The 24,895-nt window shown below is 57.9% G+C and carries 25 protein-coding genes; 11 read left to right on the top strand and 14 right to left on the bottom strand.

Going from position 1 to position 24,895, the window contains the following annotated elements; genetic code table 11:
• Positions 1-8: 8 nt before the first annotated feature.
• Together G5154_RS16270 and G5154_RS16265 are read left to right on the top strand one after the other, a co-directional pair.
• Complete coding sequence (locus tag G5154_RS16270) at positions 9-1,388, top strand: AmpG family muropeptide MFS transporter (RefSeq protein ID WP_421251319.1); 1,380 nt, start codon at positions 9-11, stop codon at positions 1,386-1,388.
• Between the two features lie 156 nt (positions 1,389-1,544).
• A complete protein-coding gene (locus G5154_RS16265) occupies positions 1,545-2,387 on the top strand; it encodes an outer membrane protein OmpK (RefSeq protein ID WP_204385165.1) in 843 nt (280 codons plus the stop codon).
• A 107-nt stretch (positions 2,388-2,494) separates the two neighbouring features.
• On the opposite strand, the gene G5154_RS16260 is transcribed toward G5154_RS16265, so the two are convergent.
• Positions 2,495-2,977 (bottom strand): YajQ family cyclic di-GMP-binding protein, encoded by a 483-nt coding sequence (locus G5154_RS16260; RefSeq protein ID WP_005338634.1) that lies wholly within the window; start codon positions 2,975-2,977, stop codon positions 2,495-2,497.
• Between the two features lie 200 nt (positions 2,978-3,177).
• Here G5154_RS16260 and G5154_RS16255 point away from each other — a divergent pair, with 200 nt between their 5' ends.
• Both G5154_RS16255 and G5154_RS16250 read left to right on the top strand, forming a co-directional pair.
• Complete coding sequence (locus G5154_RS16255; protein WP_204382683.1) at positions 3,178-4,131, top strand: ketopantoate reductase family protein; 954 nt, start codon at positions 3,178-3,180, stop codon at positions 4,129-4,131.
• A 37-nt stretch (positions 4,132-4,168) separates the two neighbouring features.
• A complete protein-coding gene (locus tag G5154_RS16250) occupies positions 4,169-4,729 on the top strand; it encodes a DJ-1 family glyoxalase III (protein WP_120414959.1) in 561 nt (186 codons plus the stop codon).
• Positions 4,730-4,840: 111 nt separating this feature from the next.
• Here the strand turns inward: G5154_RS16250 and G5154_RS16245 are convergent, their stop codons facing one another.
• The gene (locus tag G5154_RS16245) at positions 4,841-5,047 is read right to left on the bottom strand and encodes a hypothetical protein (RefSeq protein ID WP_076495539.1); all 207 of its coding nucleotides are present in this window, start codon (positions 5,045-5,047) and stop codon (positions 4,841-4,843) included.
• A 130-nt stretch (positions 5,048-5,177) separates the two neighbouring features.
• Between G5154_RS16245 and dinB the strand changes: the two genes are divergently transcribed.
• From dinB to rlmM, 6 genes are all read left to right on the top strand, one after another.
• On the top strand, positions 5,178-6,233 hold the full coding sequence (dinB, locus tag G5154_RS16240; protein ID WP_080559470.1) for a DNA polymerase IV: 1,056 nt from the start codon (positions 5,178-5,180) through the stop codon (positions 6,231-6,233).
• Between the two features lie 66 nt (positions 6,234-6,299).
• The gene (locus tag G5154_RS16235) at positions 6,300-8,441 is read left to right on the top strand and encodes a methyl-accepting chemotaxis protein (RefSeq protein ID WP_421251318.1); all 2,142 of its coding nucleotides are present in this window, start codon (positions 6,300-6,302) and stop codon (positions 8,439-8,441) included.
• Positions 8,442-8,725: 284 nt separating this feature from the next.
• The gene (locus G5154_RS16230; protein ID WP_005338622.1) at positions 8,726-9,646 is read left to right on the top strand and encodes a transcriptional regulator GcvA; all 921 of its coding nucleotides are present in this window, start codon (positions 8,726-8,728) and stop codon (positions 9,644-9,646) included.
• Positions 9,639-10,268, top strand: a complete 630-nt coding sequence (locus G5154_RS16225; protein ID WP_421251317.1) for an alpha/beta family hydrolase — start codon at positions 9,639-9,641, stop codon at positions 10,266-10,268. Before G5154_RS16230 ends, G5154_RS16225 begins: the two co-directional genes overlap by 8 nt.
• Before the next feature lie 51 nt (positions 10,269-10,319).
• Positions 10,320-10,706 carry a DUF423 domain-containing protein gene (locus G5154_RS16220; protein ID WP_421251316.1) on the top strand — a complete coding sequence of 129 codons (387 nt, stop codon included), beginning with the start codon at positions 10,320-10,322 and terminating at the stop codon, positions 10,704-10,706.
• Positions 10,699-11,793, top strand: coding sequence for a 23S rRNA (cytidine(2498)-2'-O)-methyltransferase RlmM (rlmM, locus tag G5154_RS16215; protein WP_005338617.1), 1,095 nt, complete (start codon positions 10,699-10,701; stop codon positions 11,791-11,793). The genes G5154_RS16220 and rlmM overlap by 8 nt, the downstream gene beginning before the upstream one ends.
• 80 nt (positions 11,794-11,873) lie before the next feature.
• On the opposite strand, the gene G5154_RS16210 is transcribed toward rlmM, so the two are convergent.
• The 7 genes from G5154_RS16210 to queF all read right to left on the bottom strand — a co-directional run bounded on the left by G5154_RS16210 (position 11,874) and on the right by queF (position 21,052).
• A complete protein-coding gene (locus G5154_RS16210) occupies positions 11,874-12,332 on the bottom strand; it encodes a hypothetical protein (protein ID WP_043819010.1) in 459 nt (152 codons plus the stop codon).
• Between the two features lie 117 nt (positions 12,333-12,449).
• Positions 12,450-13,457 (bottom strand): isocitrate dehydrogenase, encoded by a 1,008-nt coding sequence (locus G5154_RS16205; protein WP_005349723.1) that lies wholly within the window; start codon positions 13,455-13,457, stop codon positions 12,450-12,452.
• A gap of 159 nt (positions 13,458-13,616) precedes the next feature.
• The gene (gene xni / locus G5154_RS16200; protein WP_120414963.1) at positions 13,617-14,417 is read right to left on the bottom strand and encodes a flap endonuclease Xni; all 801 of its coding nucleotides are present in this window, start codon (positions 14,415-14,417) and stop codon (positions 13,617-13,619) included.
• A 135-nt stretch (positions 14,418-14,552) separates the two neighbouring features.
• Positions 14,553-15,908: a nucleotide 5'-monophosphate nucleosidase PpnN gene (ppnN, locus tag G5154_RS16195; RefSeq protein ID WP_236279851.1), complete on the bottom strand. Its 1,356-nt coding sequence runs from the start codon at positions 15,906-15,908 to the stop codon at positions 14,553-14,555.
• Between the two features lie 148 nt (positions 15,909-16,056).
• A complete protein-coding gene (locus tag G5154_RS16190; RefSeq protein WP_005343715.1) occupies positions 16,057-17,667 on the bottom strand; it encodes a GGDEF domain-containing protein in 1,611 nt (536 codons plus the stop codon).
• 79 nt (positions 17,668-17,746) lie between these two features.
• On the bottom strand, positions 17,747-20,026 hold the full coding sequence (locus G5154_RS16185; RefSeq protein ID WP_421251315.1) for a hypothetical protein: 2,280 nt from the start codon (positions 20,024-20,026) through the stop codon (positions 17,747-17,749).
• Positions 20,027-20,203: 177 nt separating this feature from the next.
• Positions 20,204-21,052: an NADPH-dependent 7-cyano-7-deazaguanine reductase QueF gene (queF, locus tag G5154_RS16180; protein ID WP_421251314.1), complete on the bottom strand. Its 849-nt coding sequence runs from the start codon at positions 21,050-21,052 to the stop codon at positions 20,204-20,206.
• Between the two features lie 204 nt (positions 21,053-21,256).
• Between queF and syd the strand changes: the two genes are divergently transcribed.
• A complete protein-coding gene (gene syd / locus G5154_RS16175; RefSeq protein ID WP_421251313.1) occupies positions 21,257-21,805 on the top strand; it encodes a SecY-interacting protein in 549 nt (182 codons plus the stop codon).
• A gap of 92 nt (positions 21,806-21,897) precedes the next feature.
• Here syd and G5154_RS16170 read toward each other — a convergent pair whose 3' ends face one another.
• The 5 genes from G5154_RS16170 to G5154_RS16150 all read right to left on the bottom strand — a co-directional run bounded on the left by G5154_RS16170 (position 21,898) and on the right by G5154_RS16150 (position 24,823).
• On the bottom strand, positions 21,898-22,683 hold the full coding sequence (locus G5154_RS16170) for a Zn-ribbon-containing protein (protein ID WP_216979331.1): 786 nt from the start codon (positions 22,681-22,683) through the stop codon (positions 21,898-21,900).
• Positions 22,684-22,686: 3 nt separating this feature from the next.
• Positions 22,687-22,983: a DNA-binding protein gene (locus G5154_RS16165; RefSeq protein WP_216979330.1), complete on the bottom strand. Its 297-nt coding sequence runs from the start codon at positions 22,981-22,983 to the stop codon at positions 22,687-22,689.
• Positions 22,984-23,066: 83 nt separating this feature from the next.
• Entirely contained in the window at positions 23,067-23,303 is a 237-nt protein-coding gene (locus G5154_RS16160; RefSeq protein ID WP_337072508.1) for a DUF2789 family protein, read from the bottom strand.
• A 74-nt stretch (positions 23,304-23,377) separates the two neighbouring features.
• Positions 23,378-23,677, bottom strand: coding sequence for a DUF3301 domain-containing protein (locus G5154_RS16155; RefSeq protein WP_337072509.1), 300 nt, complete (start codon positions 23,675-23,677; stop codon positions 23,378-23,380).
• 105 nt (positions 23,678-23,782) lie between these two features.
• Positions 23,783-24,823: a DUF3549 family protein gene (locus G5154_RS16150; RefSeq protein ID WP_005343761.1), complete on the bottom strand. Its 1,041-nt coding sequence runs from the start codon at positions 24,821-24,823 to the stop codon at positions 23,783-23,785.
• Positions 24,824-24,895: the final 72 nt, after the last annotated feature.

Below are 24,895 nucleotides of genomic sequence, written 5' to 3'. Positions count from 1 at the left end.
TCAGGTAGTTGAATATGATCCGCACACCGAGTTGGCGGGAATCGCTAGCCGTTTATCTCGAAGCTCGAGTACTCATTCTCTTTGCCATGGGCTTTTCATCGGGTCTGCCGCTGTTGCTTGTATTTGGCACCCTCTCATTCTGGTTACGCGAGGCAGATGTCAGCCTGACCGATATCGGTTACATGAGCTGGGTGGCGCTGGCCTACGGCTTTAAATGGTTGTGGTCGCCGCTGGTGGATCGTATGCCATTGCCACTGCTCTCTACCCTGTTGGGGCGTCGTCGTAGCTGGATGTTCTTCTCCCAGCTATTGATCGCGGCTGCGTTGGTAGGGATGGCGTTTTGTGATCCCAAGAGCGGGTTGACTCATTTGGCCTTGTTCGCCCTGCTGGTGGCCTTTGCCTCGGCGACTCAGGATATCGTGATCGACGCCTATCGCATCGAATCCGCGCCCGAGCGACTGCAGGCTGCGATGGCGGCCTCCTACATGACTGGCTACCGGTTGGCGATGATCATCGCCGGTGCCGGCGCATTGGCGCTGGCAGCCTGGTTTGGCAGCAACAGCGGCTATGACTATCGTGGCTGGCAGATCACTTATCTGGTGATGGCCGGTCTGATGTCGCTTGGGATGATTACCACCCTGTTCTGCCATGAACCGGATATCGATCTGGCCGGTCAGGGCAGGCAACAGGCTGAGCGCAAGGCGCTGCTGCTGGAAAAGGGGTGGCCCGCTCCCTTGGCAAGTGCCGGAGCATGGGGTTATGAGGCGGTCTGGAGTCCGTTTGCCGACTTCTTTCGCCGCTATGGTCGCTCGGCGCTGCTGATCCTGTTGCTTATCGCCTGTTATCGGATTGCGGATGTGGTGATGGGGGTGATGTCCAACAGCTTCTATGTGGATATGCAGTTCAGCAAGACCGAAGTCGCCACTATCACCAAGGTGTTTGGCGTTATCATGACGCTAGTGGGGGCGGCACTGGGGGGCGTGCTGGTGATGCGGTTTGGCACGCTGCGGATCCTGTTTCTGGGGGCGCTGCTCACCGCCAGCACCAATCTGCTGTTCGCTCTGCTCAATCAGGTTGGCCATAATCTCGAGCTGCTGACCCTGATTATTTCGCTGGATAACCTCAGCGCCGGCATCGCCACTGCGGCGTTTGTCACCTATTTGTCCAGCCTGACCAATGTGGCATTTTCGGCGACTCAGTACGCACTGTTCAGCTCGGTGATGTTGTTGCTGCCCAAGTTGCTAGCCGGTTTTTCGGGACAGGTGGTGGAGCTGATTGGCTACAGTGCTTTCTTCGTCGGCACCAGTCTGTTGGGCTTGCCTGTGTTGTTGTTGATTGTGCTGGTCGCCCGCAAGGGGAGTGAGTTGTTCTCAGATGCTGACAAATAGCAAGCGTTTGCGTAGAATCGGGGGTGATTAGATTCACACTTCCGGATAAAGTTCCCGAGAAGTTGTTTCACCCCCAATTTTATTTGATTAGAATTCCTCTCGCTCCTTGTGGGCAGGCTACGGAAAACCTCAACTAACGCACAAGAGACCAATAAAATGGCCAAATTTACCAAGACTCTGATCGCTGCCGGTCTGCTGGCTGCCGCCGCTACTCCGGCCTTTGCTGCTGACTACAGCGGTGACATCCACAAGAATGACTACAAGTGGATGCAGTTCAACGTAATGCACACTATCGACCAGCGTCCTTTCACTACCGGTGAAGAGGACTACAACGATACCTATTTTGAAATGGAGTTCGGTGGTCGCTCCGGCCTGTTTGACCTGTACGGTTACGTCGACGTATTCGATATTTTCGACTCCCGTCACAGCAATAAACACCATGGTCAGAACCTGTTCATGAAGTTTGCACCGCGTATGTCTCTGGATGCGCTGACAGGTAAAGATCTCTCCTTTGGTCCTGTGCAAGAGCTTTACATTGCCAACCTGAACAACGTTGGTGACAAGCAGATGGAAAACCAGCTTGGTCTGGGTGCCGATGTGATGGTTCCCTGGTTTGGCAAGGTTGGCATGAACCTGTATGCACGTCACGCCACCGAGAACCAGTTCTTCACCGAAGAAGAAGGTGAGTGGAACGGTTATCAGTTCTCCATGAACTGGTTCAAGCCTTTCTATACCTTCGGCAACGGCAGCTTTGTCTCCTACCAGGGTTATCTGGATTATCAATTCGGCCTGGATACCCATGACCGTGCTGACCGTACCAGCGATAACCTGGCTACCTTCCACGGTATCTACTGGCACTCCGATCGCTACGCGGTTGGTTATGGCCTGAAGTATTTCATGGATGCCTACGGTACCAAAGATGGCTCCAAAGCCTACGACGGTACCCCGTGGAAGAGCACCGGCTTCAGCCACTACTTCTCTGTTACCTACAAGTTCTAATAAAACTTGGGGAACAAAAAACCGGAGCATCTGCTCCGGTTTTTTTATGGCCGCGATTTAGATAGCGTGGCGCGAGTCATCAAGTGCGCCACGGCTGAGTGGATAAATCAGTCGCGGAAGTTCTGGAACTGCATCGGTTGACCCAGTTCGGCGCCACGGACCAGTGCCATGGTCTCTTGCAGATCGTCACGCTTCTTGCCGGTGACACGTACTTCATCACCCTGGATGGCGACCTGTACCTTGATTTTGGAGTCCTTGATCAGCTTGACCAGCTTCTTGGCGATCTCTTTCTCGATCCCCTGCTTGAATTTGACGGTCAGGTGGAAACGCTTGCCGGAGTGAACCGAGTCACCCACTTCCATGGAGCTGTTTTCGATGTTGCGCTTGAGCAGGGCGCCGCGCAGGATTTCGACCATCTGCTTGAGCTGGAAATCGGCATCGGCTTCCAGTTTTACCTCTTCCTTGTTCAACTCGAAGCTGGCTTCTACCCCACGAAAATCGAAACGGGTGGCCAGTTCACGATTGGCATTGTCGACAGCGTTCAACACCTCGTTCATTTTGACTTCAGAGACAATATCGAATGACGGCATAGCCGGAGCTCCTCATGTTGCGTTATCGGGGGGCAAATCTACCAGAAAACGGGCAAATTTGCTGATTTTGATGGGGTTGCTCTGCTAGAATCCCCTGCGCACAGGACGGGTGGACCCGTTAGTGTCCACCAGCTACATCTTCACTTATCCCCGGTAACAGGTTGAGAGGATTGCAACCCTTACCCTGACAGAGTCACACCATGCCAAGCGGATTAAAAAATTCCCGACAGCCCGTTATTCCACCCGTTGCTCCGAAGTGGTCACTGTTGGGTTGTGGCGCCCTCGGCGGCGTTTTTGCCTCCCTGCTGACCCAGAGTGGTCAATCAACCCGTGTCTTGTTGCGCGAACATCATAAGTCCACGCTCCATCCGGGGATCGATTTCACCTCGCTGGAGGGGCATGTTCAGCTGCTCAATATCGAGCGCGGATTTGTCAGCAAACCCGGCAAGATCCAGCGTCTGCTGGTGATGACCAAGGCCAGTCAGGTGATTGCCGCACTGACGCCGCTGGTGGGTAAGCTGGATGCCGGCGTGCCGATCGTGCTGCTGCACAACGGGATGGGCATTGCCGAGCAGGTGGTCGAGATGTTCCCGCACAATCCGGTGATTGCCGGTGTCACCAGTCATGGCGCCATGCAGTGTGGCCATTTTGTCTTCCGTCATACTGGCAAGGGTGAAACCTGGCTTGGCCCGATCAACGACGCCGCCAAGGCCCATGCTGCGCTCGCGGACGAGCTGGCGCTTGCATTGGGGCAGGCTGGCTGGGATGAGCAGGTATTGACGCGCCAGTGGCAAAAGCTGGCCATCAACTGTGCCATCAATCCCCTGACGGCTCTCTACAAGCTGAAAAATGGTGAGCTGGCTGGCCCCCGTTTTGCCGATGCCCTGCAGCAGATCTGCGTGGAAGTGGCGGATGTGATGTGTGCCGAAGGAGTTGCGACCACGGCAGAGGAGTTGCAACGCCGGGTGATGACAGTGGTGGAACTGACCGCTGACAATTACTCCTCTATGCATCAGGATATGGAGCTGGGACGCGAGACCGAGATTGAGGCCATCACCGGCTTCCTGCTGGCCAAGGCTGCCCGGCATGGTATTGCCGTACCGGTCAATCAGGGTCTCTATCAGGCGATTAAAGAGAAGAGTCAGGCCGTCTGATCTTTTACATGGCAGAGCAAGCTGCAAGGAGGCGAACGTGAGTGTACTGGTGCTGGTGGCCCCCGGGTCGGAAGAGATAGAGACGGTCGCGATTGTCGATACCCTGGTGCGCGCCAGCATCGAGGTGGTGCTGGCCTCTTGTTGCCCAGCCGGATCCCGGCAGGTGAAGGCATCGCGCGGGGTGCAGCTGGTGGCCGATTGTCATATCGACGAGCTAACCCGTCGGGACTTTGAAGCCATCGTGGTACCCGGTGGGCTGCCCGGCAGCGAAGTGATCCGCGATACCCCGCTGGCCATCGATCTGCTCAAAGAGCAGGCCGCTCTTGGTCGCTGGCGCGCTGCCATCTGCGCCGCCCCTGTGGTGGTGTTGCAACATCACGCTCTGCTGGGTGATGCCATCGTCACCTGTCATCCCGGCTTTCAGTCCCGACTACCGACATCGCAGCTGTCACGTGAGCGGGTCGTCAGGGATGAGGCTCATCGCCTTATCACCAGTCAGGGGCCGGGCAGTGCCATTGAGTTTGCCCTTGAACTGGTTCGGGTGCTGCGCGGGGATGACGTGGCTACCGCCGTGGCTGGCCCTATGGTGCTGCCTTGAGCGCACTCTGCTGCAGAATCAAGCTGGTCATGCTTTGAAAAATGGGCCCCGGTCATCTTGATCGGGGCCCGCTTGTTATCTGCCGTTGTCGGTCACGCCATCTTGTCCGGCTCAGTAGTCGTACTGTGAGCACTGTTTTTTGTTGTACTCAGTTTTCCAGCGTGCCAACTCTTGCTCTGTGCCGAGTGTGTCCCCTTTCTTGATGGCCTGTTCCAGTATCTCAATCCGGTCGTACAGCCAGCGGCACTCTGCCGTCGGGTTGTTCTTGCCGATACCGGTCAACGGCAGCAAACAGAGTCCCAGCCAAAGATATTTCATCCGAACGCTCCTTGTCATTGTGGTGGTAAGGGTCTCCTTGGAGTCTACTATTTTAGCCGCAACGAGAGAGATAGAGCTGTGGTTATCCTTGGGGTAAGATGATGCCATGTCTGTTTATTTATACAGTGGTATGCGCAAGATCATCCATATCGACATGGACTGCTTTTTTGCCGCGGTGGAGATGCGGGACAATCCGGCGTTGCGGGAGGTGCCGCTCGCCATCGGTGGGTCCTCCGAGCGGCGCGGCGTCATCTCGACCTGCAACTATGTGGCGCGCAGGTTCGGTGTGCGCTCCGCCATGCCGAGCGCGCTGGCGAAAAAACTCTGCCCGCCGCTGGTACTGATCCCTGGGCGAATGGCGGTGTACAAGGATATCTCCCGTCAGCTCAGGGCCATTTTCCTGCGCTATACCGATCAGGTTGAACCACTGTCGCTGGACGAGGCTTACCTCGACGTGACCCACAGTCGCTGTTGTGGCGGTAGCGCCACCCTGATGGCGCAAGAGATCCGGCAAGCCATCGTCACCGAACTGGGATTGACCGCCTCGGCCGGAGTGGCCCCCAACAAGTTTCTCGCCAAGCTCGCCTCGGAGCAGCGCAAACCCGATGGTCTGTTTGTCATTCGTCCCGATGAAGTGGCCGAATTTGTCTGCCAGTTGCCCCTCGGCAAACTGCCCGGGGTGGGGCGCAAGACCGCCGAGCGGCTGGAGGCGCAGGGGCTTTACACCTGTGAGGATGCGCGGGCCTTGTCGGCACAAGAGCTGTGCAGTCGTTTTGGCAAGCTGGGGGAGATGCTGACGACCCGGATCTGGGGGCTGGATGAACAGCCGGTGCAGGCGCACCGGATCCGCAAAACCATCGGGGTGGAGACCACTTTGGCGAGCGATGTTTGTGACGAAGCCGCCTGCCTGACGGTATTGCAGCAACTGCTGCCGGAGCTGGAGCGGCGATTTCAGCTGGCGTGCCCTGCCGAGCAGGTGATGGGGCAGGGGATTAAGCTCAAGTTTGCCGACTTCCACCAGACCACCGTCTATCGCAGTCAGGGTGGCTATCAGCCAGCCTTGTTCGTTCCCTTGCTCAAAGAGGGGCTACAGCGGGCGCAAGGGCGTTCGGTTCGCCTGCTGGGCTTGGTGGTGGGTTTGCCAAAAGAGGGTGAAGTTAATCAACTCTCGCTGGATTTGCTGTGAGAGAGTTAAGTTTTTGTTTATAAAGTCGATAATCTATCCATATCTGTATGACGTAGGAATATTGGCATGAGCGCTCTTTCTGTCCAGGGTCGGATTACCCTGATCGCCGGTTGCTGTCTGTTGGTGACAGCCGCCGCTCTGGTTGCCTCTTCGATTTACAACGCGAACAAGATGCAGCAGCAGGTGCGGCAAGCCACCATGCACGAGGCGCAGCAGTCTGCCGAGAACTGGATGAAGGCGATGGGCTCGGAGCAGGCGGCCAAGGTGACCAGCTATCTCGATGAGGCCTATTTCCGCGCCAGTTTGCTGGCAGAGAGCGTGTTGTTCCAGCGCAAGAATGCGGCTGAGAACTTTGTCCATTCGGAGGCGCTGCGCAGCGCCGTCAATCAGCAACTGCACGATGCCGTTGCCTCATCGACCAATCTGCTTGGTGTCTATGCGGTGTTCGAGCCTGACCAGCTGGATGGGGAAGACAGCAACTATCAGGGCTCAACGGCGCTGGGTTCCAACGACAAGGGGCGCTTTTCCAGTTACTGGGCCTATGACAACGGCAAGATTGAGCCGGAAGTGCAGAATGAGGATGTACTGGCCGATGAGAGCCCGACCGAGGCTGGTGGAATCGAAAACGAGTGGTATCGCTGCAGCATTCGCACCCGTGCCCTCTGCCTGCTGGAGCCCTATCTGGACGATGTGGGCGATAAACAGATATTGATGACCTCGGTGACGGTCCCGCTGCTGGAGCAGGAGACTTTGCTGGGGATGGTCGGGGTCGATATCTCGCTGGCCACTTTGCAGAGTCTGGTCAGTACCATGGACAAGGAACTCTATGACGGCAAGGGCAGAATCTTGCTGGTCAGTCACGAGGGGCGCGTGGCGGGAGCCGATGAGTTCGATGTGACCATGGGGCGCGGGCTGGATCAGAAGTATCAGGGGCTGGCCAGCGAGCTGAAAGGCTGGCTCAGTCAGGGTCAGGAGCTGACTCGCTGGAGCAGCGATGGCACCCTGTTGCAGACCTTTGTCCCGGTATCCATGCGTGGCACCGACCGTAAATGGGGCATCTATATTGAATTGCCACGGGCCGTAGTACTGGCCTCGGCCCAGCAACTGCAAGATGAGCTGGCCAGTGAGGCCAATCGCAGCGTGGTCTCGCAGTTGTCGATTGGAGTGCTGATCTCGCTGGTGGCCCTGAGCTTTATCTGGTTGATGGCGCGCCAGATTGTGGCGCCCATCCGCGCTGTAGTTGCCCGTCTCAAGGATATCGCCAGCGGCGAGGGGGATTTGACCCAGCGCATCGAGATCCAGCGGCAAGACGAGATCGGCGAGCTGGCCAAGTGGTTCAACAGCTTCCTCAACAAGTTGCAATCCACCATCAGTCAGGTGATTGATACCGTCTCAGGTACGCGCAACAGTGCCGAGCGAGCCGCGCAAGTGGCCGAGCGCACCAGCAGTGGCATGCAGGCCCAGTATCAGGAGATCGATCTGGTGGCGACGGCATTTGAAGAGCTGAGCGCCACGGCGTTGCAGGTCTCCGGTAATGCCGGCTCGGCGGTGGCGGCTGCCAACACCACTGATGCCGCGGCGCAAGAGGGCAAATATGTCGTTGCCGACACCCAGGAGGCGATGCGCAAGCTGATGACCATCATCAACGATGCCCAGCCGGTGGTGGAGCGACTCTCCGCCAACAGCGACAACATCAACGATATTCTCACCGTGATTCAGGGAATTGCCGAGCAGACCAACTTGCTGGCGCTCAATGCGGCCATCGAGGCTGCGCGGGCCGGTGAACAGGGTCGTGGCTTTGCCGTGGTGGCCGATGAGGTGCGTAATCTGGCCGGTCGCACCCAGAATGCCATCGTCGAGATCCAGACCCTGATCAGCCAACTGCAATCCGGTACCGGCGCCGTGGTCAAGGCGATCCGCGATGGTCATGGTCAGGCTGACGAGACCCTCGCCAAGGTGGATCTCTCGGTGCAGGTGCTGGAGCAGATTATCCAGTCGGTCTCCACCATCCATCAGATGAACGAGCAGATTGCCCGGGCGGCGCAGGAGCAGAGCCGGGTGGCGGATGAGATCAACCGCAACGTCAGCAACATTCGCGATGTGAGCCACACCATCCGGGCCGAGGCGGCGACCTCCGCCGGAAATGGTCGCGAGCTCTCTGCGCTGGCGGACAAGCAGCAGCAGCTGGTGGGGCAGTTCAAGGTATAGAAGGGATGAAAAAAGGCGCCATCCAGCTGGAGGCGCCAAACACATTCAGATGACAGACTGGGTCAAACCGGTGAGATTTGAGCCCCTCTTCCCGCAGAGGAAGAAACACAACACCACAATCACAGTCGAAAGACTCACTAAAAACACATGTAAACCAACACGTAGTAGAAAATGTGAGCCATATGACGACTGATTGCTGGGCGAATTATGTTTATTCACTGGTCGACCCGCAACCGACAAATTATAATGCGCCCCATTAGAAAAACTCATCGTCGGCTGGTGTCATGTCTCGTCGTTTACCCCCGCTCAATGCCCTCAAGGCGTTTGAAGCTGCGGCTCGTCACTTAAGCTTTACCCGCGCAGCAGAAGAGTTGTTTGTGACTCAGGCTGCCATCAGTCACCAGATCAAGGCGCTGGAGGAGTATCTTGGCATCAAGCTGTTCCGCCGCAAAAACCGCTCCTTGTTGTTGACCGAAGAGGGGCAGGGTTATTTCCTGGATATCAAGGACATCTTTGCCTCCATCTCAGAGGCGACCGACAAGCTGCTGGCCCGCAGTGCCAAGGGAGCGTTGACTGTCAGTTTGCAGCCGAGTTTCGCCATCCAGTGGCTGGTGCCGCGGTTGGTCAAGTTCAGCGAGCGCCACCCCGATATCGACGTGCGGATCAAGGCGGTCGATCTCGACGAAGGGTCGCTTACCGATGATGTGGATGTGGCTATCTATTACGGGCGCGGCAACTGGCCGGGTCTGCGCTCGGACAAGCTGCATACCGAATACCTGATCCCGGTCTGTTCCCCCTTGCTGCTGACCGGGCCCAAACCGCTGCGTACGCCGCAAGATTTGACTCTTCATACCCTGCTGCACGATACCTCCCGCCGCGACTGGAAGGCCTGGTTCCGCCAGCTCGATATCGATGCACCCAACGTCAATCAGGGGCCCATCTTCAGCCACTCAACCATGGTGATCCAGGCAGCGATCCACGGCCAGGGGGTGGCGCTTGGCCACAGCGTGCTGGCACAACCCGAGATTGAGGCCGGCCGCCTTATCTGCCCGTTCGAGCAGGTGCTGGTGAGCAAAAATGCCTTCTATCTGGTGTGCCAGGAGCAACAGTCGGATCAGGGCAAGATCGTAGCCTTCCGCGACTGGATGCTGGAGCTGGTGGAGCAGGAAGAGGCCCGCCGCAGGGCAAGGCTCGCCGATGCCTGATGTGATCCGCGAGGGGGCTGTTGATGCCCCCGTTCGCATTTTGCTGGCCCACGGGGCAGGCGCGGGGATGGATCACCCCTTTCTTGCCGAGTTGTCACGCCTGCTGGCCGGGCCGGATATCGAAGTGGTGCGCTTCAACTTTCCCTACATGGCCAAGCGAGCACAGGATGGCAAGCGCCGCCCGCCTGACAGGGCGCCTGTGCTGCTTGCTCATTGGCGCGACATGATCCGTGAGTTTGCCCATCCACGGCTGTTTCTGGCGGGCAAGTCGATGGGCGGGCGGATGGCGGCGGAACTCTATCGTGAAGGCGAGGGTGAGATGAATGCTGCAGGATTGCTCATTCTCGGGTATCCTTTCCACCCTCCGGCCAAGCCCGACAGCTGGCGAGGCGAGGTACTCAAGCATATTGCAGTGCCAACCCTGCTGTTGCAGGGGGAGCGCGACATCTTCGGTAGTCGCGCCGAACTGGCCGATTTCCCCTTCTCACCCGCCGTATCGGTCCATTGGTTGACCGATGGTGATCATGGTTTCAAACCGCGTAAAGCCAGTGGCGTGAGTGAGCAGGATAATATGCAGCATGCAGCGGCGGCCATCAGCCATTTTGTGGCCCGGCACGGATAGCACGAGAGGGTTGGCTTTATTGCCAGCCTCGATGAGAGAGGGAGAGTGAGGATGCAGATCCATCGACATTGGCTGATACTGGCCGGTCTCTTCGGGTTGACGGCCACCATGCTGGGGGCTTATGGCGCCCATGGATTGGCGGCGACCGGCATTACACCCGAGCGTCTGGCGGCGTTCAATACCGCCGTGCAATATCAGTTTTTTCACGCATTGGCCCTGCTGGTTCTGGGCTGGTGTGGTGTGTGCAGCAAGGTGATCCACCTGGCTGGCACCGCTTTTGTGCTGGGGATCATCGGATTTTCCGGCAGTATTTACGCCATGGTGCTGCTTGGCAGCAAGGGGCTGGGATTGATTACCCCGGCCGGTGGCCTCTGTTTTATGTTGGGATGGACGGCCCTGATCTGGGCCGGCTGTCGTCTTGGAGGAAAAAATGAATAATCTGCTGCTTTATTGCCGCCCCGGTTTTGAGAAAGAGGCGGCTGCAGAGATCACCGAGCGTGCCGGTAACATGCAGTGCTACGGTTTCGCCCGGGTCAAGGACGACAGCGGTTATGTGATCTTCGAACTGTATGACGAGGAGCAGGCGGACCTGCTGGCTCGCAAGCTGCCATTCCGGGAGCTCATCTTCATCCGCCAGATGCTGGTGGTCACCCATGAGCTGAAGGATCTGGATGTCGCGGACAGGATCTCCCCGATCCTTGAGGCGGTGAGTGACTACACCATTTGCGGCGATCTGCGGGTCGAAACCGCGGATACCAACGAAGCGAAAGAGCTGTCAGCCTTCTGCCGCAAGTTCACCGTGCCGCTGCGTCAGGCGCTGCGCAGCAACGAGATCCTGACCAAGAAGGAGACGCCGAACCGTCCGGTGTTCCACGCCTTCTTCATGGCCAATGATCACGTGTTGCTGGGTTACTCCTACTCGTTCAACAACTCCGGATTCCACATGGGGATCCCGCGCCTGCGCTTCCCGGCAGATGCGCCGAGCCGCTCCAGCCTCAAGCTGGAGGAGGCGTTTTACGTGTTCGTGCCGCGGGAAGAGTGGGATGTGCGTCTCTGCTCAGGCATGAAGGCGGTGGATCTGGGCGCCTGCCCGGGTGGCTGGACCTATCAGCTGGTGCGCCGTGGCATGATGGTGACGGCGGTCGACAACGGCATGATGGCCCAATCCCTGATGGATACCGGTCAGGTCAAGCATATCCGGGATGACGGTTTCGTCTGGCGTCCGAGCAAGAAGAACACCTACTGGCTGGTGTGCGACATGGTCGATAAACCGGCGCGGGTCGTTCACATGATTGCAGACTGGTTCCGTGAGGGCGACTGCCAGGAGGCGATGTTCAACCTTAAGCTGCCGATGAAGAAGCGTTATGCTGAATCGGTACATAATATCGAAGTGCTGCGCGAGATGCTCAAGGAGATCGACAACGCGTTCGTGATCCAGGCCAAGCAGCTCTATCACGATCGAGAAGAGATCACCGTGCATGTTTACAACAAGTACTGGGTCTCCAAACTCGAGCCCAAGGCGTGATGTAGCCGTTCAGCCCGTACGATAAAAACCAAGACCGACAGGGAACCCTGCCGGTCTTTTGCTATTCAGGGCTCAAAAAATCAGAAACGGTAATCGAGGCGCAGGGAAGATTCGTCGTCGGTCACCTTGATCTCTATCTGCAGCGGGATGGTTTTGTCGACCGGATTGAATTGCATCTTTATCCCGTCTCCTCTCAGCCTGAGGGCGGTGTTCATTCCGCCAGCCTTAAACTTGACCTTGGGTCTGAAGCGTTCGACCGACAGACTGACGCTCTTTTCCGGGGTCAGATTAAGCTGCGGGTAGGAGGTGATCTTTTGATTACCAAAGTTGTCGGTGGAGACTTCAATACCAAACGACAGGGGTTTGGGGGCCTTGAGCAGGTCGTTGGTATCCAGGCTTGAACGCCATACCTCGGTGGCAGTCCGTTTTTCCTGCTGCGGCAGTTTGGCGGTTTGGGTCTGTTGATCCTGCTCGAAAGCACTGGCAGTACCACAAACCAGCATCAGACCCGAAACCAGATAGCACCCGTATCCCTTCATGAAAAACACTCCCTGTTCTTCTTCTCTATTGAACATAGTTGCTGTTCGGGGAGTGGCAAAGGATTCGGAAATATAAAAAAGGGAGCAGAAACTCCCTTTTAAAATCAATGAATTAACTCACAGACGATCGATGATGGCCTGGGTGAATTCGCTGGTGGAAGCCGTGCCACCCAGATCGCGGGTGACCCGATCACCGGATTCGATGGTGGCTCGTACTGCTTCGCGTATCCGCTCTGCTTTATCCTGCATGCCGAGGTACTCCAGCATCTGGATGGAGGCGAGGATCACCGAGGTCGGGTTGGCGATATTCTTGCCAGCTATGTCAGGCGCAGAGCCGTGGACCGCTTCGAAGATGGCCGCGCCATCGCCGATGTTGGCGCCGGGCGCCATGCCAAGGCCGCCAACCAGACCGGCGCAAAGATCCGAGAGGATATCGCCGAACAGGTTGGTGGTGACCATGACATCGAAACGCTCCGGATACATCACCAGATTCATGCAGGCGGCATCGACGATCATCTCCTCGCTCTGGATATCCGGGTAGTGGCTGGCGATTTCACGGGCCACTTCGAGGAACAGGCCGGAGGTCGACTTGAGGATGTTGGCCTTGTGGATGATGGTGACCTTCTTGCGCCCTTCCTGACGGGCCAGCTCAAAGGCGAACTTGACGATGCGCTCGGCCCCTTCGCGGGTGATGATGCTCATCGCCTCGGCACTCTTGTTGTCATCACTGCGCTTCTGGCCTGCACCCGAGTACATCCCTTCGGTGTTTTCACGCACCGTGATGATGTCGATGTTGTCGTAACGGCTTCTGGTGCCCTTGAAGGAGATGACCGGACGCACGTTGGCGTAGAGGTTGAATTTCTTGCGCAGGGAGACGTTGATGGAGGTAAAACCGCCGCCGACCGGTGTGGTCAATGGCCCTTTCAGGCTCACCTTGTTCTTCTCAATCAGATCCAAGGTAGCCTGGGGCAGCAGCTCGCCATGCTTCTCGAGGGCAACCAGACCCGCATCAGCGTATTCGTACTCAAAGTCACAGCCCGCATGGGTCAGGATCTGGATGGCTGATTCAATGATGCTGGGGCCGATGCCGTCGCCGGGGATCACGGTAATTTTTCTTTTGGACATGAGAGGGTTCCACTTCCAGGGTATAGGGGAGGATGGGGCTGCTTTATAGCATTTACTCAGCAAACCAACCACATTCCTTTACATTCTACTCACTTTTATCAACAGCGAGGGTGAGTCTCGTCATGGTTCACGCCCTTGTCTGCATTTTTGTTCGGCCATTTAGTCCGGCTGGGGCGGGTAGCGGATGTCCCGCAGGTTGAATCCTAGTGGAATATCCCGCTGCAAGCGCACCAGCCGCTGGGCCAGCAGGGCCTCATCCTGATGTTGGCGCAGCTTGATCAGTGGCTTGGCGGCGTCCTCTTGCTGGCAGGCCTCGAGCATGGCTGCCAGATTGCCATATTGCTGCAACAGCTGGGTGGCGGTCTTGGGGCCAATCCCCGAAACCCCCTTGATATTGGAACCGCTGATACCGGTCAGGGCCCAGAAGTCGACCAGCTGAGCAGGGGTTACCCCATATTGCTGCTGGACGAAGGCCGCATCCAGCCAGCGCTTGTTGAAGTAGTCGCGCACCCGGATCTGCTGGCAGATCAGTTGGCAGAAGCCCTTGTCGGTGGAGATGATGGTCGCCTGATGGCCATGGCTGGCGATGCCACTGGCGAGGGTGGCGATAAGGTCATCCGCTTCATCGGTCTCGGAGAGCAGTGCATCGACACCGCACTCCCAGAAGGCATCCTGCAGGGTCGCCAGCCCTTCACGCAGTTCGGGGGGCATGGGAGTTCGCCCCTCCTTGTAGGCCGGATAGACCTCTTTGCGCCAGCTATGCACCTCGCCATCAAACACGGCAATGACATGGGTTGGCTCGCTATTGGCCAGCAGCTTGCGGCAGGTATTGATAAGGTTGGCGCGGGTTGCAACCAGCGCCTGGGCAGGGGTCAGTGCCTGTTGGGCCTGTACCGCGTGCAGACGGCGAATGAGATTGAGGGCATCGATGATAAGCAGGTGTGGCCGGATAGTTGACATGGGGCACTCTTGGCGGTCGGGACGCCCCATTGTAACAAACCGCTCGCCTTATGGGGGATTGATGGCGGTCGGGAAGGCATAGCGCCAATAAAGAGGGGCGCCGCTGCGCCCCTCTGTCGATGATGTATCTGTACCCTAGCGGACGATTTCGTAGCAGGGCACATACTGGCTGCCCGGCAGCTTCATCCGCTGCTGCTTGACGAAGCTCTCCAGCAGTTTGTCCATCAGGTGCATCAGCTCCTTGTCGCCGTGCAGCTTGAAGGGGCCCTTCTTCTCGATGGCGCGAATGCCCCCTTCCTTGACGTTGCCGGCGACGATGCCGGAGAAGGCACGACGCAGGTTGGCGGCCAGCAACTGGGGCGGCTGGTTGCGGTGCAGATCCAGACTGGCCATGCTGGCGTGATCCGGTTCGAAGGGGAGCTGGAACTCCGGCTCAATCTTGAGGGACCAGTTGAAGGAGTAGGCATCACCGACCGATTTGCGGTATTCGCGGATTTTCGGCATCGCCTCCTTCATCACTCGAGCCACTTCCGGTGCATCGCCGACAATGATCCGGTAGAGCCTGGTCGCCGGTTCACCGAGGGTCGCCTTGATGAAGTCGTCGATGGCACGGAAGTAGTCGGCACTCTCTTTCGGGCCGGTCAGGATGATGGGCATCGGCTGCCGCTCGTTGGCCGGATGCATCATGATGCCGAGCAGATAGAGCAGCTCTTCGGCGGTGCCGACCCCGCCCGGGAAGATGATGATGCCGTGGCCGAGGCGCACGAAGGCTTCAAGTCGCTTCTCGATATCCGGCAGGATCACCAGCTCGTTGACGATGGGGTTGGGCGGTTCGGCCGCGATAATGGAGGGCTCGGTCAGGCCGATGTAGCGCCCGTTGCGCACCCGCTGTTTGGCATGGCCGACGGCGGCCCCTTTCATCGGGCCCTCCATGGCGCCAGGGCCACAGCCGGTACAGATGTTCAGCTCACGCAAGCCCAGTTCACTGCCCACGGCGCGGGTGTACTGGTACTCGATCTCGTTGATCGAATGGCCACCCCAGCAGACGATCAGGTTGGGATCGGCGCCTGGCAGAATCACCTTGGCGTTGCGCAGGATGGCGAACACCACATTGGAGATATGGGTGGAGTTGGTCAGATTGACCTGGCGGTTGGATTCGAGCTGATTGGAAACATAGAGAATGTCGCGCAGCACCGAGAAGAGGTGCTCCTGAATGCCGCGAATGATCTCGCCATCGACAAAGGCGTGCTCGGGGGCATTGAACAGTTCCAGCTTGACCCCGCGCTCGCGCCGGATCACATGAATATCGAACGATTTGAAGCGCTCCAGGATTTCCTTGGAGCTGTCGGTATGGCTACCGGAATTGAGCACTGCCAGCGAGCAGTTGCGAAACAGTTGATAGATATCGCTGGAGGCAGTCTGCTTGAGGCGATCCACCTCAAGCTGTGACAGCAAATCCATGCTGCCAACGGGATTGATGTGCGTAATCATAGGTTCCCCTTTACTCACTTGTTATCGTTGTGTTTTTTCCCTGGGGAGAAAAGGGATGCTATGTTGCATCCCCTGAGTTCGATAGTAGTGGTAACAGAGGGGGGAGGGAAATAGGGAGACGACTGTTCGCTGTTTTTTTAGCCACCACTCAGGCCAGTGTCACTTGATCCCGACCTGCGTTTTTGGAGTGGTAGAGCGCCTTGTCGGCCCGTTCGAACACATCGGAGGGGTTGTCACCATCCTTGAAGAGGGTAGCGCCGATGGAGATGGTGATCTCCACCTTGGCATCGCGAAAACGGAACGGGATGCTCTTGATGGTCTGGCGCAGGGTCTCCAGCGGCTTCTGGAACTTGTCAGGGTTGATATTGGGCAGCAATACCACGAACTCTTCACCGCCGAAACGGGCGATGAAGTCGGTGTCACGTAGTGCACTCTGCAGCGCCTTGGCGACGACCTTCAACGCCTTGTCACCGGCCATGTGGCCATAGTTGTCATTGATGTTCTTGAAGTGATCGATATCGATGATCGCCATACAGAGCGGGGTTCGGTAGCGCAGCCAGCGTTTGTACTCCTGCTCCAGACGCTCGTCGAGGGCGGCCCGGTTGTGTACCTGGGTCAGGCTGTCGAGGAACAGCTTGTGCTTTTGAATGGTAAGGCGCTTCTTGTATTCGGCGGTCTCATCCTTCATCAACCTCAGTTTGGACTCCATGGTGGAGAGACGGGTGAGCAGGTGGCGTTCCCGTGCAGCGGTACTTTCCCGTTCTTGCAGCAGCAGATTGATGGCACCCATATGGCCGGAGATGGCACGCTTGAGCGCATCGATGGAGTTATGACTGGCCAGCGAGTGGTCGATGGCCTGCAGTTCGCAGACCAGAGCTTCGCGAGTTTCACGGGTTTCATTCTGTAGTGCACGCCCTTCGTCGAGGGATTCGGTAAAGCCGACATGCACTGCTGACAGGCTCTCGTTGAGGGAGCTGAGAAAGGCGCGTGAGGCTTTGCGCTCCTCGCGGGTGCCCTCGATGATAAGTTCGATGACCTGCATACAGGTCTCTGCCAGCATGGCAGGATTGATGCCGATTAGCAGTTGACGGCGGATATCCCCGAGGCTCTCGCCAATTGAGCCGGCGAAATCAAGTTCGGTGATGAGCCGCTGCAGTTCGTCTGCGATACGCGCATGATCTTTGAGATCAAACGTTTCAGCATCAGGTTGAGGGTCACAACCGGGCTCGCTCTCTTGTTGGGGAGCTGAAGATCCTGACAGTGGCTGGCTTGGCAGCAGCTGGATCTTGATTGCCTGCTGATAGAATTCAAGCAGGCGAATCACCTTCTTTTGATGATCTGCAATACCATAGCCGGCGGGGCTTTTCAGAAATTCCTTGAGGGATTTTCGGGTCTCTTCCGGGAAGCCCTTGATGGTTTTTAGCTGTTTTGAGCCGAGATCAATGGCTGCCTGGGTCAGGGTGAGCGACTCTTCCAGTGCATTGCTGTGTTGCTGCAGCAACTTCTCGATGGCAAGTAGCTCTGTATCCAGAGAGGTGAATGCGGGATTGCTATCCAGTCTCTGCTTGAGTTTGGCGAAGCGATTATCCAGCTCGCGATCGAAGCCGCGGCAAGAGAGCATCAGCTTGTTGATAAACTGGATGCCACGAGCTCGTTCTGCGTCGGAAAAGGAGAGAACGCCGTCGAGCTCCAGCTGTTTTTGCTGGAGGGATTCCCTGAGCCTGGCCAATTGTCCTGCTACGGCAGCGATGTCATTCATTATCAGGTCGCCCTGTTGTCATTATTGTTTTTGGTGTTGGATAGCAACAGTGGCCGAACCCGAGGTTGAGCGTCGTCTGTCATCTATTTGCCGGCTGGCCTTCAGCCGCTTGCATCCTTGCGAGGCTGGGCCAGTTAACCCATTGCTTTTCATGAGAAGAATTGACTTTTACCAGCCCCTTGTCAATTGCCATCAAGCCGCATTGCCACACATCCCCATTAAAAAATGCAGCCTGCTGGCAATCGATGGCGGCGAGCTCCAGCCAGGCGTTTTGCCGGTATTTTTCACTGAGCTGAATGGCTCCCGACAGGGCGAGATAGCAGAGGTCAAACAGGCCATTGTGATCGAGTGCGGTCGCCGCCTTGGGCAGGAAGGGATGGCTGACAATCCCCAGGCTTATCTGGCGATCCAGTGCGTATTGGCAAGGGAAGGCGGCGACGGCGGTTAGCAGGTCTCCCGCAAGTTGATGCAGGTTTGTCACGTGGCGCTGCGGCACAACGTAGAGCATGTGCCCTTCCCGCAAGTCATAGATACGGCCATCTTGCGGGGTCAGGGTATCCATATAGATGCCGAACGCCTGCTCGATTTCACGGCTGACCTGATAGCCGTGGCGCTCGAGGGTGTTGACCATAAAGGGCACCCTGAACAACAGGTAGTGCAGCTTGTCATCGAATTCGCTGTGCTCTTCGCTCAGATACCAGCGCTCCGATTTCAGCTGGCGTTTTGCCATCTCTCGTGGCCAGCGATTCATCAGCCGCTGCCAGTTGGCAAGTCCGGAACGGGGTTCGATCAGCAGGGCCTCGCCAGTGCGTTTCAGTTGCAGACGGGCGGTACGCAATTTGAGCCAGAGGGTGAAGAAGAGATAGATGAAGAGCGCCAGCAGCAGGCTGGTGGTAATGCTCGACCAGAGATAGCGCTCCTGCTGGTGCTGGCTGTTGTTAAGCTGCTGCTCCAGCTCCTTGATGTGTTGTACCCGTTCAACCTGGACATAGTTGTCGCGGATCGCAGCCTGCTCCTGATCAATTTCCTGCTGGCGAACCTCTTCTCCCAAACGATGGAAGCGCTTGTAGCTGTCGAGGGCCTGGTGCAGGTATCCCTTCTGCTCATACGCAAGTGACAACAGACGGAATACTTCGTACTGGCGGCGAGAGTCGCCTACCTGATTGGCCAGTGCCCGGGCATTTTCCAGCTGCAGGATGGCGATGGCCGCCTCCTGCTTCTTCAGATAGAGCTCGCCGAGCAACAGCAGGGTATCGATCAGCGGCTCTTTGGCATCGCCCAACTCGTGGGACTGCCGGGCTGCATTGAGGTAGTTGCCGGCCAGCGAGAGGTTACCGCTTTGCAGATAGGTTTTGCCAATCTCGTACTTGAGCAGAGAGGCCTGCGGCCGACTGCTTCCCTCATCGAGCAAATCCAGCGCATTGAAGAAGTAGACCAGCGCCATATTGAGGTCGCCCTGATCACGGTTGAGTCGGGCCAGCACGATAAGTGAGTCGCATAGCAGTGACGGATTGCCGATGGAGTGAAAATAGTTGGCCGCTTCATTGGCATATTGCAGCGCTTTCTGGGGCTCCTGCTCTTGCTGATAGAGTTTGACTATCTGGTTGGAGAGCAAGCCGAGAAAGAGCGGGTCGTTGAGATTCTTGGCCTGCTGCTGGGCATCGATATATTCACCCAGTGCCAGCTGGGGTTGTTGCAGCACACGATAAAGGTCGCCGCTGATGGCGCTGACCCAGGCGCTGGCAAGAGGATTGGCGGCTTTGGCAGCCCAGATCCTTGCATCCGCCAGATGGGTCTTGGCGTCTTCAAGATGCTGATTTTCAATCTCGTAGCTGGTGCGTTGCAGGCGGCTATAGATCTGTAACTGGCTCTGTTTGAGGTCGGGACGGGCCAGCTGTTCGTCCAATTGTTCCAGCAGGATACGGCTGTTGTTCTGGCCATCTTGCCTTAGCCCCTGGCTACGGATTTTGAGATAGAGGGCGTGGGCCTTGAGTTCGGGTTGGCGTTCTCTCTCCGCCAGCTCCATCGCCTTGTCGAGGGTTTGCTGGGTAGCTTGATATTGGCCAAGCTGGATTCGGCACTCCCCTTCAAGCAGGTGTGCTCCGATGGTTTGCGAAACGGTGCTGTAGCTGAGCAGAGGCTCGCGATAGCCGAACTCCTGACGATTACTGATGATTTGCTGGGGATTATTGGCCGCACGCGTCAGAAAGGCGGAGGTGATCTGAACACATCTGGCAGGGTCGGTCAGCACCAGTGATTGGGCCTGTTGCAGATCCAGGGATAGTTGCTCCTTGTCCAGATCCAGATTTGGAGCGGACAGAGAAGACATCATCATAGCCAGAAAAAACAGTTGATTCATTGGATTAAGGACGGCGCAGAGGTGTTGGCATGTTATCCAAGCCCACCCCTGCGAGTCCAGCGTTTACTGATGGTGTACTAAGGCTCCTTTGTAGCCAGGTGCATCAAGGTGCCAGCAGGGTTGATATAGCAGGGTGCTCGGGTGTGATACCGGGCAGCCCTTTATCAACCTCTGCTCTTATTGACGGATCAGACGCAGGTTGGTGGGCACGGCTTCGAAATCGGAGCGGAACGGGTTGATGTCGAGGCCACCGCGACGGGTATAGCGGGCATAGACGGTCAGCTGCGCGGGCTGGCAGTAGTGTTTGAGGTCGATAAAGATCCGCTCGATGCACTGCTCGTGGAACTCGTTGTGCTGGCGGAACGAGATGAGGTAGCGCAGCAGCTTCTCCCGATCGAGTTTCGCCCCCTTGTAGCGGATCACTACGGATCCCCAATCCGGCTGGCTGGTCACCAGACAGTTGGATTTGAGCAGGTGGCTGTGCAGGGTCTCCTCTACCTGCTCGTTACCGGCTGCCCCTTGCAGCAGGGATGCATCAAACTCGTAATGGTCTACCTCGATATCCTGCTCATCGATGCACTCGCCAGGCAGCAGGGCAATCTGGTGCGGCGCCTTGTCGAGTGGGAACAGGGTGACCTTGACGGTCTCGCCCGCATAGGCACTCAGATCCTTGGTCAGCATGGCGGCGACTGCCTCGATAGAGTCGCAACGGGTCTGGTTGAAGGAGTTGAGGTAGAGCTTGAAGGATTTGGATTCGATCAGATTTGCACTGGTGGCCGGAATGGTCACTTCACCCACCGCCACCATCGGCTTGCCTTTGGCATTGAGCCAGGAGAGCTCATAGAGGGTCCAGACATCGCAACCGCTAAAGGGCAGGTCATCGCTCAGCTGGAGATCATCCCGGTTCAGGCTGCGGGGAACCGGCTGCAGCAGGGAGGGGGTGTACTGGCTGATGTAATCGGATTGCTGGCCCAGGCTCAGGCCGGTCAGGGCGCTGGCCCCGGCGTATCTATCTTGTTTGCTCACAGGGTTGCTCACGTAATCTGTTCATGATGAGTGGAATGAAACGGGCCATTGCAGGACCGGATGGTTGCAGCCGTTTGGCTTGGGCGTCGGCTTCTCTGTATCCCGGGTTCTGTTTCCCGGGTCACAAGGTCGGCTGGCAACCTTGTCTGTTACCGGGTTTGGTGGTGCAATAGCGGACTTTGCCAGCAATTGTGGGGATTTTCGATGTCGGATCAAGTTTTGTCTGCCTTGGAGCACTTTTTTGCCCGCTGGCAACGGGATGGCGAGGCCAGACGAGGCCTGCCCCTGTGCGAGTGGGAGGCGGACTGGCGTTCCCCCTGCCAGCTTGGGGAGCCCGCCGATGGTCGGGTTGCCTGGCGTCCTCACCATCGCTCCGAGCCTGCCGACTTTACAGCCATGGCCGATGCCCTTGAGCTGACGATTCATCCCAGCGCTATCGCCCTGTTCGGGCACTGGTTCAGCCGCCCCATCCCCTGCCTTTTCAAGGGGCTGCGCCTTGAACTGATCCTGCCGTGGAACGAGGCGGATCTCGACCTGCTCAAGGAGAACCTCATCGGTCACCTGCTGATGCTGCGCAAGCTAAAACGAACCCCCTCCATCTTTATTGCCACCACCCGCAACGAGATGACGCTCATCTCGCTGGATAACGAGAGTGGTCAGGTGTGGCTGGAGTGGCTCGATTCCGGCCGTCGGCTGCCGTTGGCTCCCTCCTTAGCTGCGTTTCTGGAGCGGCTGGAGACGTTGCCGCAATAGCACCTGCTTGAGCCAAGGTTACCCATCGGAACGAAAAGAGCCTTGCCATGCGGCAAGGCTCTTTTTTATGGGGTTGCGTACAGGGAACGCGCTTAATCCTTGAAATCCCAGGAGAGGTTGGAGACCAGACGGCAGCTGTCGCACTTGAAGTCGAAGATCTCGTGCAGCGGCGCTGCCAGCGCCCACTCACCGCCACAGCTTGGGCAGGGGCGCGCTTTCTCGTCGGCGGCACTCAGCCCGCCTACCCGGTAGAGGTAGTAGTAGGTGGGGATGCCGCTCAGCACTTCCAGCCGTTTGGCCAGATCGCTGCCGCGCCGGTAGAGGCGGCTGCCCACTTCGCCGATTTCGTGCAGTGCCGCATGTTCGGCGATAGAGCCGTTCATCTGCAACTGATCGCACGCTTCCCAATCCTCTTGCCACTTGATGATCTGTTTCTGATCGCCGTTGGCGACCGCGGGTAGTTGGTAGAGCGGAATGGGGGCGAAGTGGTCGCCACAGCGCAGCGGCGAGCAGGTGTGCAGGAAGCTGGTATAGAGCAGCATCCAGCTCGGCCGCTCGCCCTGCTGGCCGCAAGGGTCGGTGCTGTCGGAGAGCAGGTCCGCCCCCTGCAGCTGGAGTTTAGGCGCCAGCAGCCCGGCCTGGTTGAGCTGATGCTCGGCCAGTTTGACCTGCTCGCTCTGGTTGTCCGGATGCAAACTATCCTGCTCCGGGCAGACCACCCGACTGACGAAATAGCCGTCGTGCATGCTGGTGGGGAACTCCCGCCCGAGGATCTGACCCTGATAACGCAACATGTCGAGGTAGTTGACGATGGCCCGCTCGGCTTCGCCAAGGGAGGTATCGCGGTAACACTCAAAGCAGAGTTCGACGATATACATGGTTCAGCTTTGCCCCTGCTGGATGAGCAGATCGGTCAGGCGATCCACCTTCTGTTCGATGCGCGCGAGCTGCTCGGCGAGTTGCTGCAGGGTGAGCGGCGGTGCTGGCTGGGGTGCCGCTTCGGGCAGGCTCTCGCTCTCGGAGGTCGCGACGGGCTGCTGCTTCCACTGGCTCAGCACTTTCAGCAGCTCGGCCATCGGCACAGGCTGGGTGAGGCGGGCCTTGATCATGGCGGTAGTGGGCGTCAGGCCCTTGGCGGCCAGCTCGTTGGCAATTCGGATGATCTCGTGGGCGGACATAAGCATGCTCTGGGTGAGAAGGAGGGATCGATATCGGGGCGGGATCTTAACCAAAGCCGACAGGGGAGGAAAGGGGAGGGCGGCTAGCGGGGCTGGCGCAGCATCACATCGAGCTGGTCGATCGCTTCGCACCAGTCGGAGTCGTTCCACAGGGCATCGCGCAGAAAGCTGGCTTGGGCGGCGTTCCAGAAACCGGCCTCCGGCAACAGGGTTTCATTGTCGAGGTGATGGTCGTGCACAAAACGGTGCAGGCTCAGCTCGTCATTTGCCATCCCTAGCTGGGCAAACAGGGCTGGCAGATCGTGGATAAGGGGTTCCATCTCGTCTCTCCCTTTGTTTAATCCCTGAGATTATAGACAGGCACAGCCTCTGGGCGCAGAGACGAGATTGGGGATCAGGCAGAGGGGATGCGATGGGGTGGCAGATCAACGCCCACGACGTGCAGCCCCTGCATCTTGAGGATGCCCTGATAGTGGCTCTCGCCATCGCTGGAGAATTCAAATTGATAGTGGGTCAGCAGCCGCAGGGGATGGCGCGCCAGCTCCCGCCGATGGCGAGCCAGCGACAGCAGTTGCAGATCATGGTGCTGGCAGTAGCGGCGCATGTATTGCCAGGCCACTTCTGCCTGTTGGCGTTGCAGCCAGAACAGGCCGGCTACGGCAATCAGCAACAAAATTCCGAGCATCTCTCCCATAGGCGGGCTTCCTTATCGTGAGGTCGATAACCGGGAGTCCTGCTCGGCACTCCCGATCTTCTTTTCTATTTCCCGCTGTGTTGCCTCGTGGCGTGAGGCGAGGGATCAGGCCGAGGCAAACAGACGGCCGATAGCCTTGCCCAGCGCCTCGCTGCGGTCGGGGTCGCGCAGTCTGGCCAGCATATCATTGCGCAGGGCCGGTAAAGTGACCAACTCGGCAAAAACCTGATTGAAGAACTGGGTCGGTTGTAGCGCCAGCTGTTCCAGATAGTGGCTGAGCAGATTGGCATCTTTCAGATCTGGCCAGAGCCGACCGGCAATGGCGAGCAGCAGCGCCGGGCTTGGCTGGGTTTGCAGCAGGGTCAGCAGCTTGTTGGTGCGCAAGGTGCTGCCGGGGCAGGAGGCCATGGCGCGGCAGAGGTAGGCCAGGGTCTCCGGGTTGGGGGCGGCGCACTCCTGCTCCTTGCCGATCCGCTCGAGCAGGGCGCCTTGTACTGCCGGCGGCAGCGGGGCGTTTTCAAGGCTCTGGCAGAGGGCGTAGAGCGGCTCTTGCGGCAGTTTGGGCAGCGCCTTGCAGATCAGCGCCAGATTACGCTCATCATGCAGTCGCTCGGCCAGATCGGCAAAGCCCTGCAGACCCAGTGTCTGCCAACCGGTGTCGTTGGGGGCGGCCAGATAGTGGCAGAGGGCATCGTAATAGGCAGAAGGGGCCTGTTCCAGCTGGCGCGCCAGCTTGGCGTGCAGACTGGCCATCTTGGCCTCCGCCGGACGGAAGGTGTAGGGATTGTCGGCCAAGCGCTGGGCTTTTTCCTCGTCCAGATCGCCGGTGAGCTTGTAGCCCAGGGTCTCTACCACCTGATCCATGAACAGCTTGGGGCCGTTTGACATCAGCAGGCCGCGCTCATCGAGGGCGAATTTGAGGAACCAGAGGTAGTGGCGAGACTCGCTCGGCTGGAAGAAGTGCACACCGAGCCAGGCATGCTGTTGCAGCGGCCAGGGGTAGGGCTCCTGCTGCTGCTCGATGCGGACAAAGGTATCGCTTGCCAGTGGGCGCACCTGGCGGCCCATGTCAAATAGCTGGAACTGGGTGCCAGCCTGAGTCAGAAATTCGGTCAAGGTATTGATGGCAGTAGGTGTCGCAGACATGGTGAGATCCGGCTAATGGTGATGCGGGCCGATTATAAGGCCCTTGCCGAGGATAGCCAGTGGCAGCAGACA

The organism is Aeromonas sp. 600527, from assembly GCF_049175415.1.
GTDB lineage: Bacteria > Pseudomonadota > Gammaproteobacteria > Enterobacterales > Aeromonadaceae > Aeromonas > Aeromonas veronii_A.
This window is presented reverse-complemented; position numbering and strand designations above follow the sequence as displayed.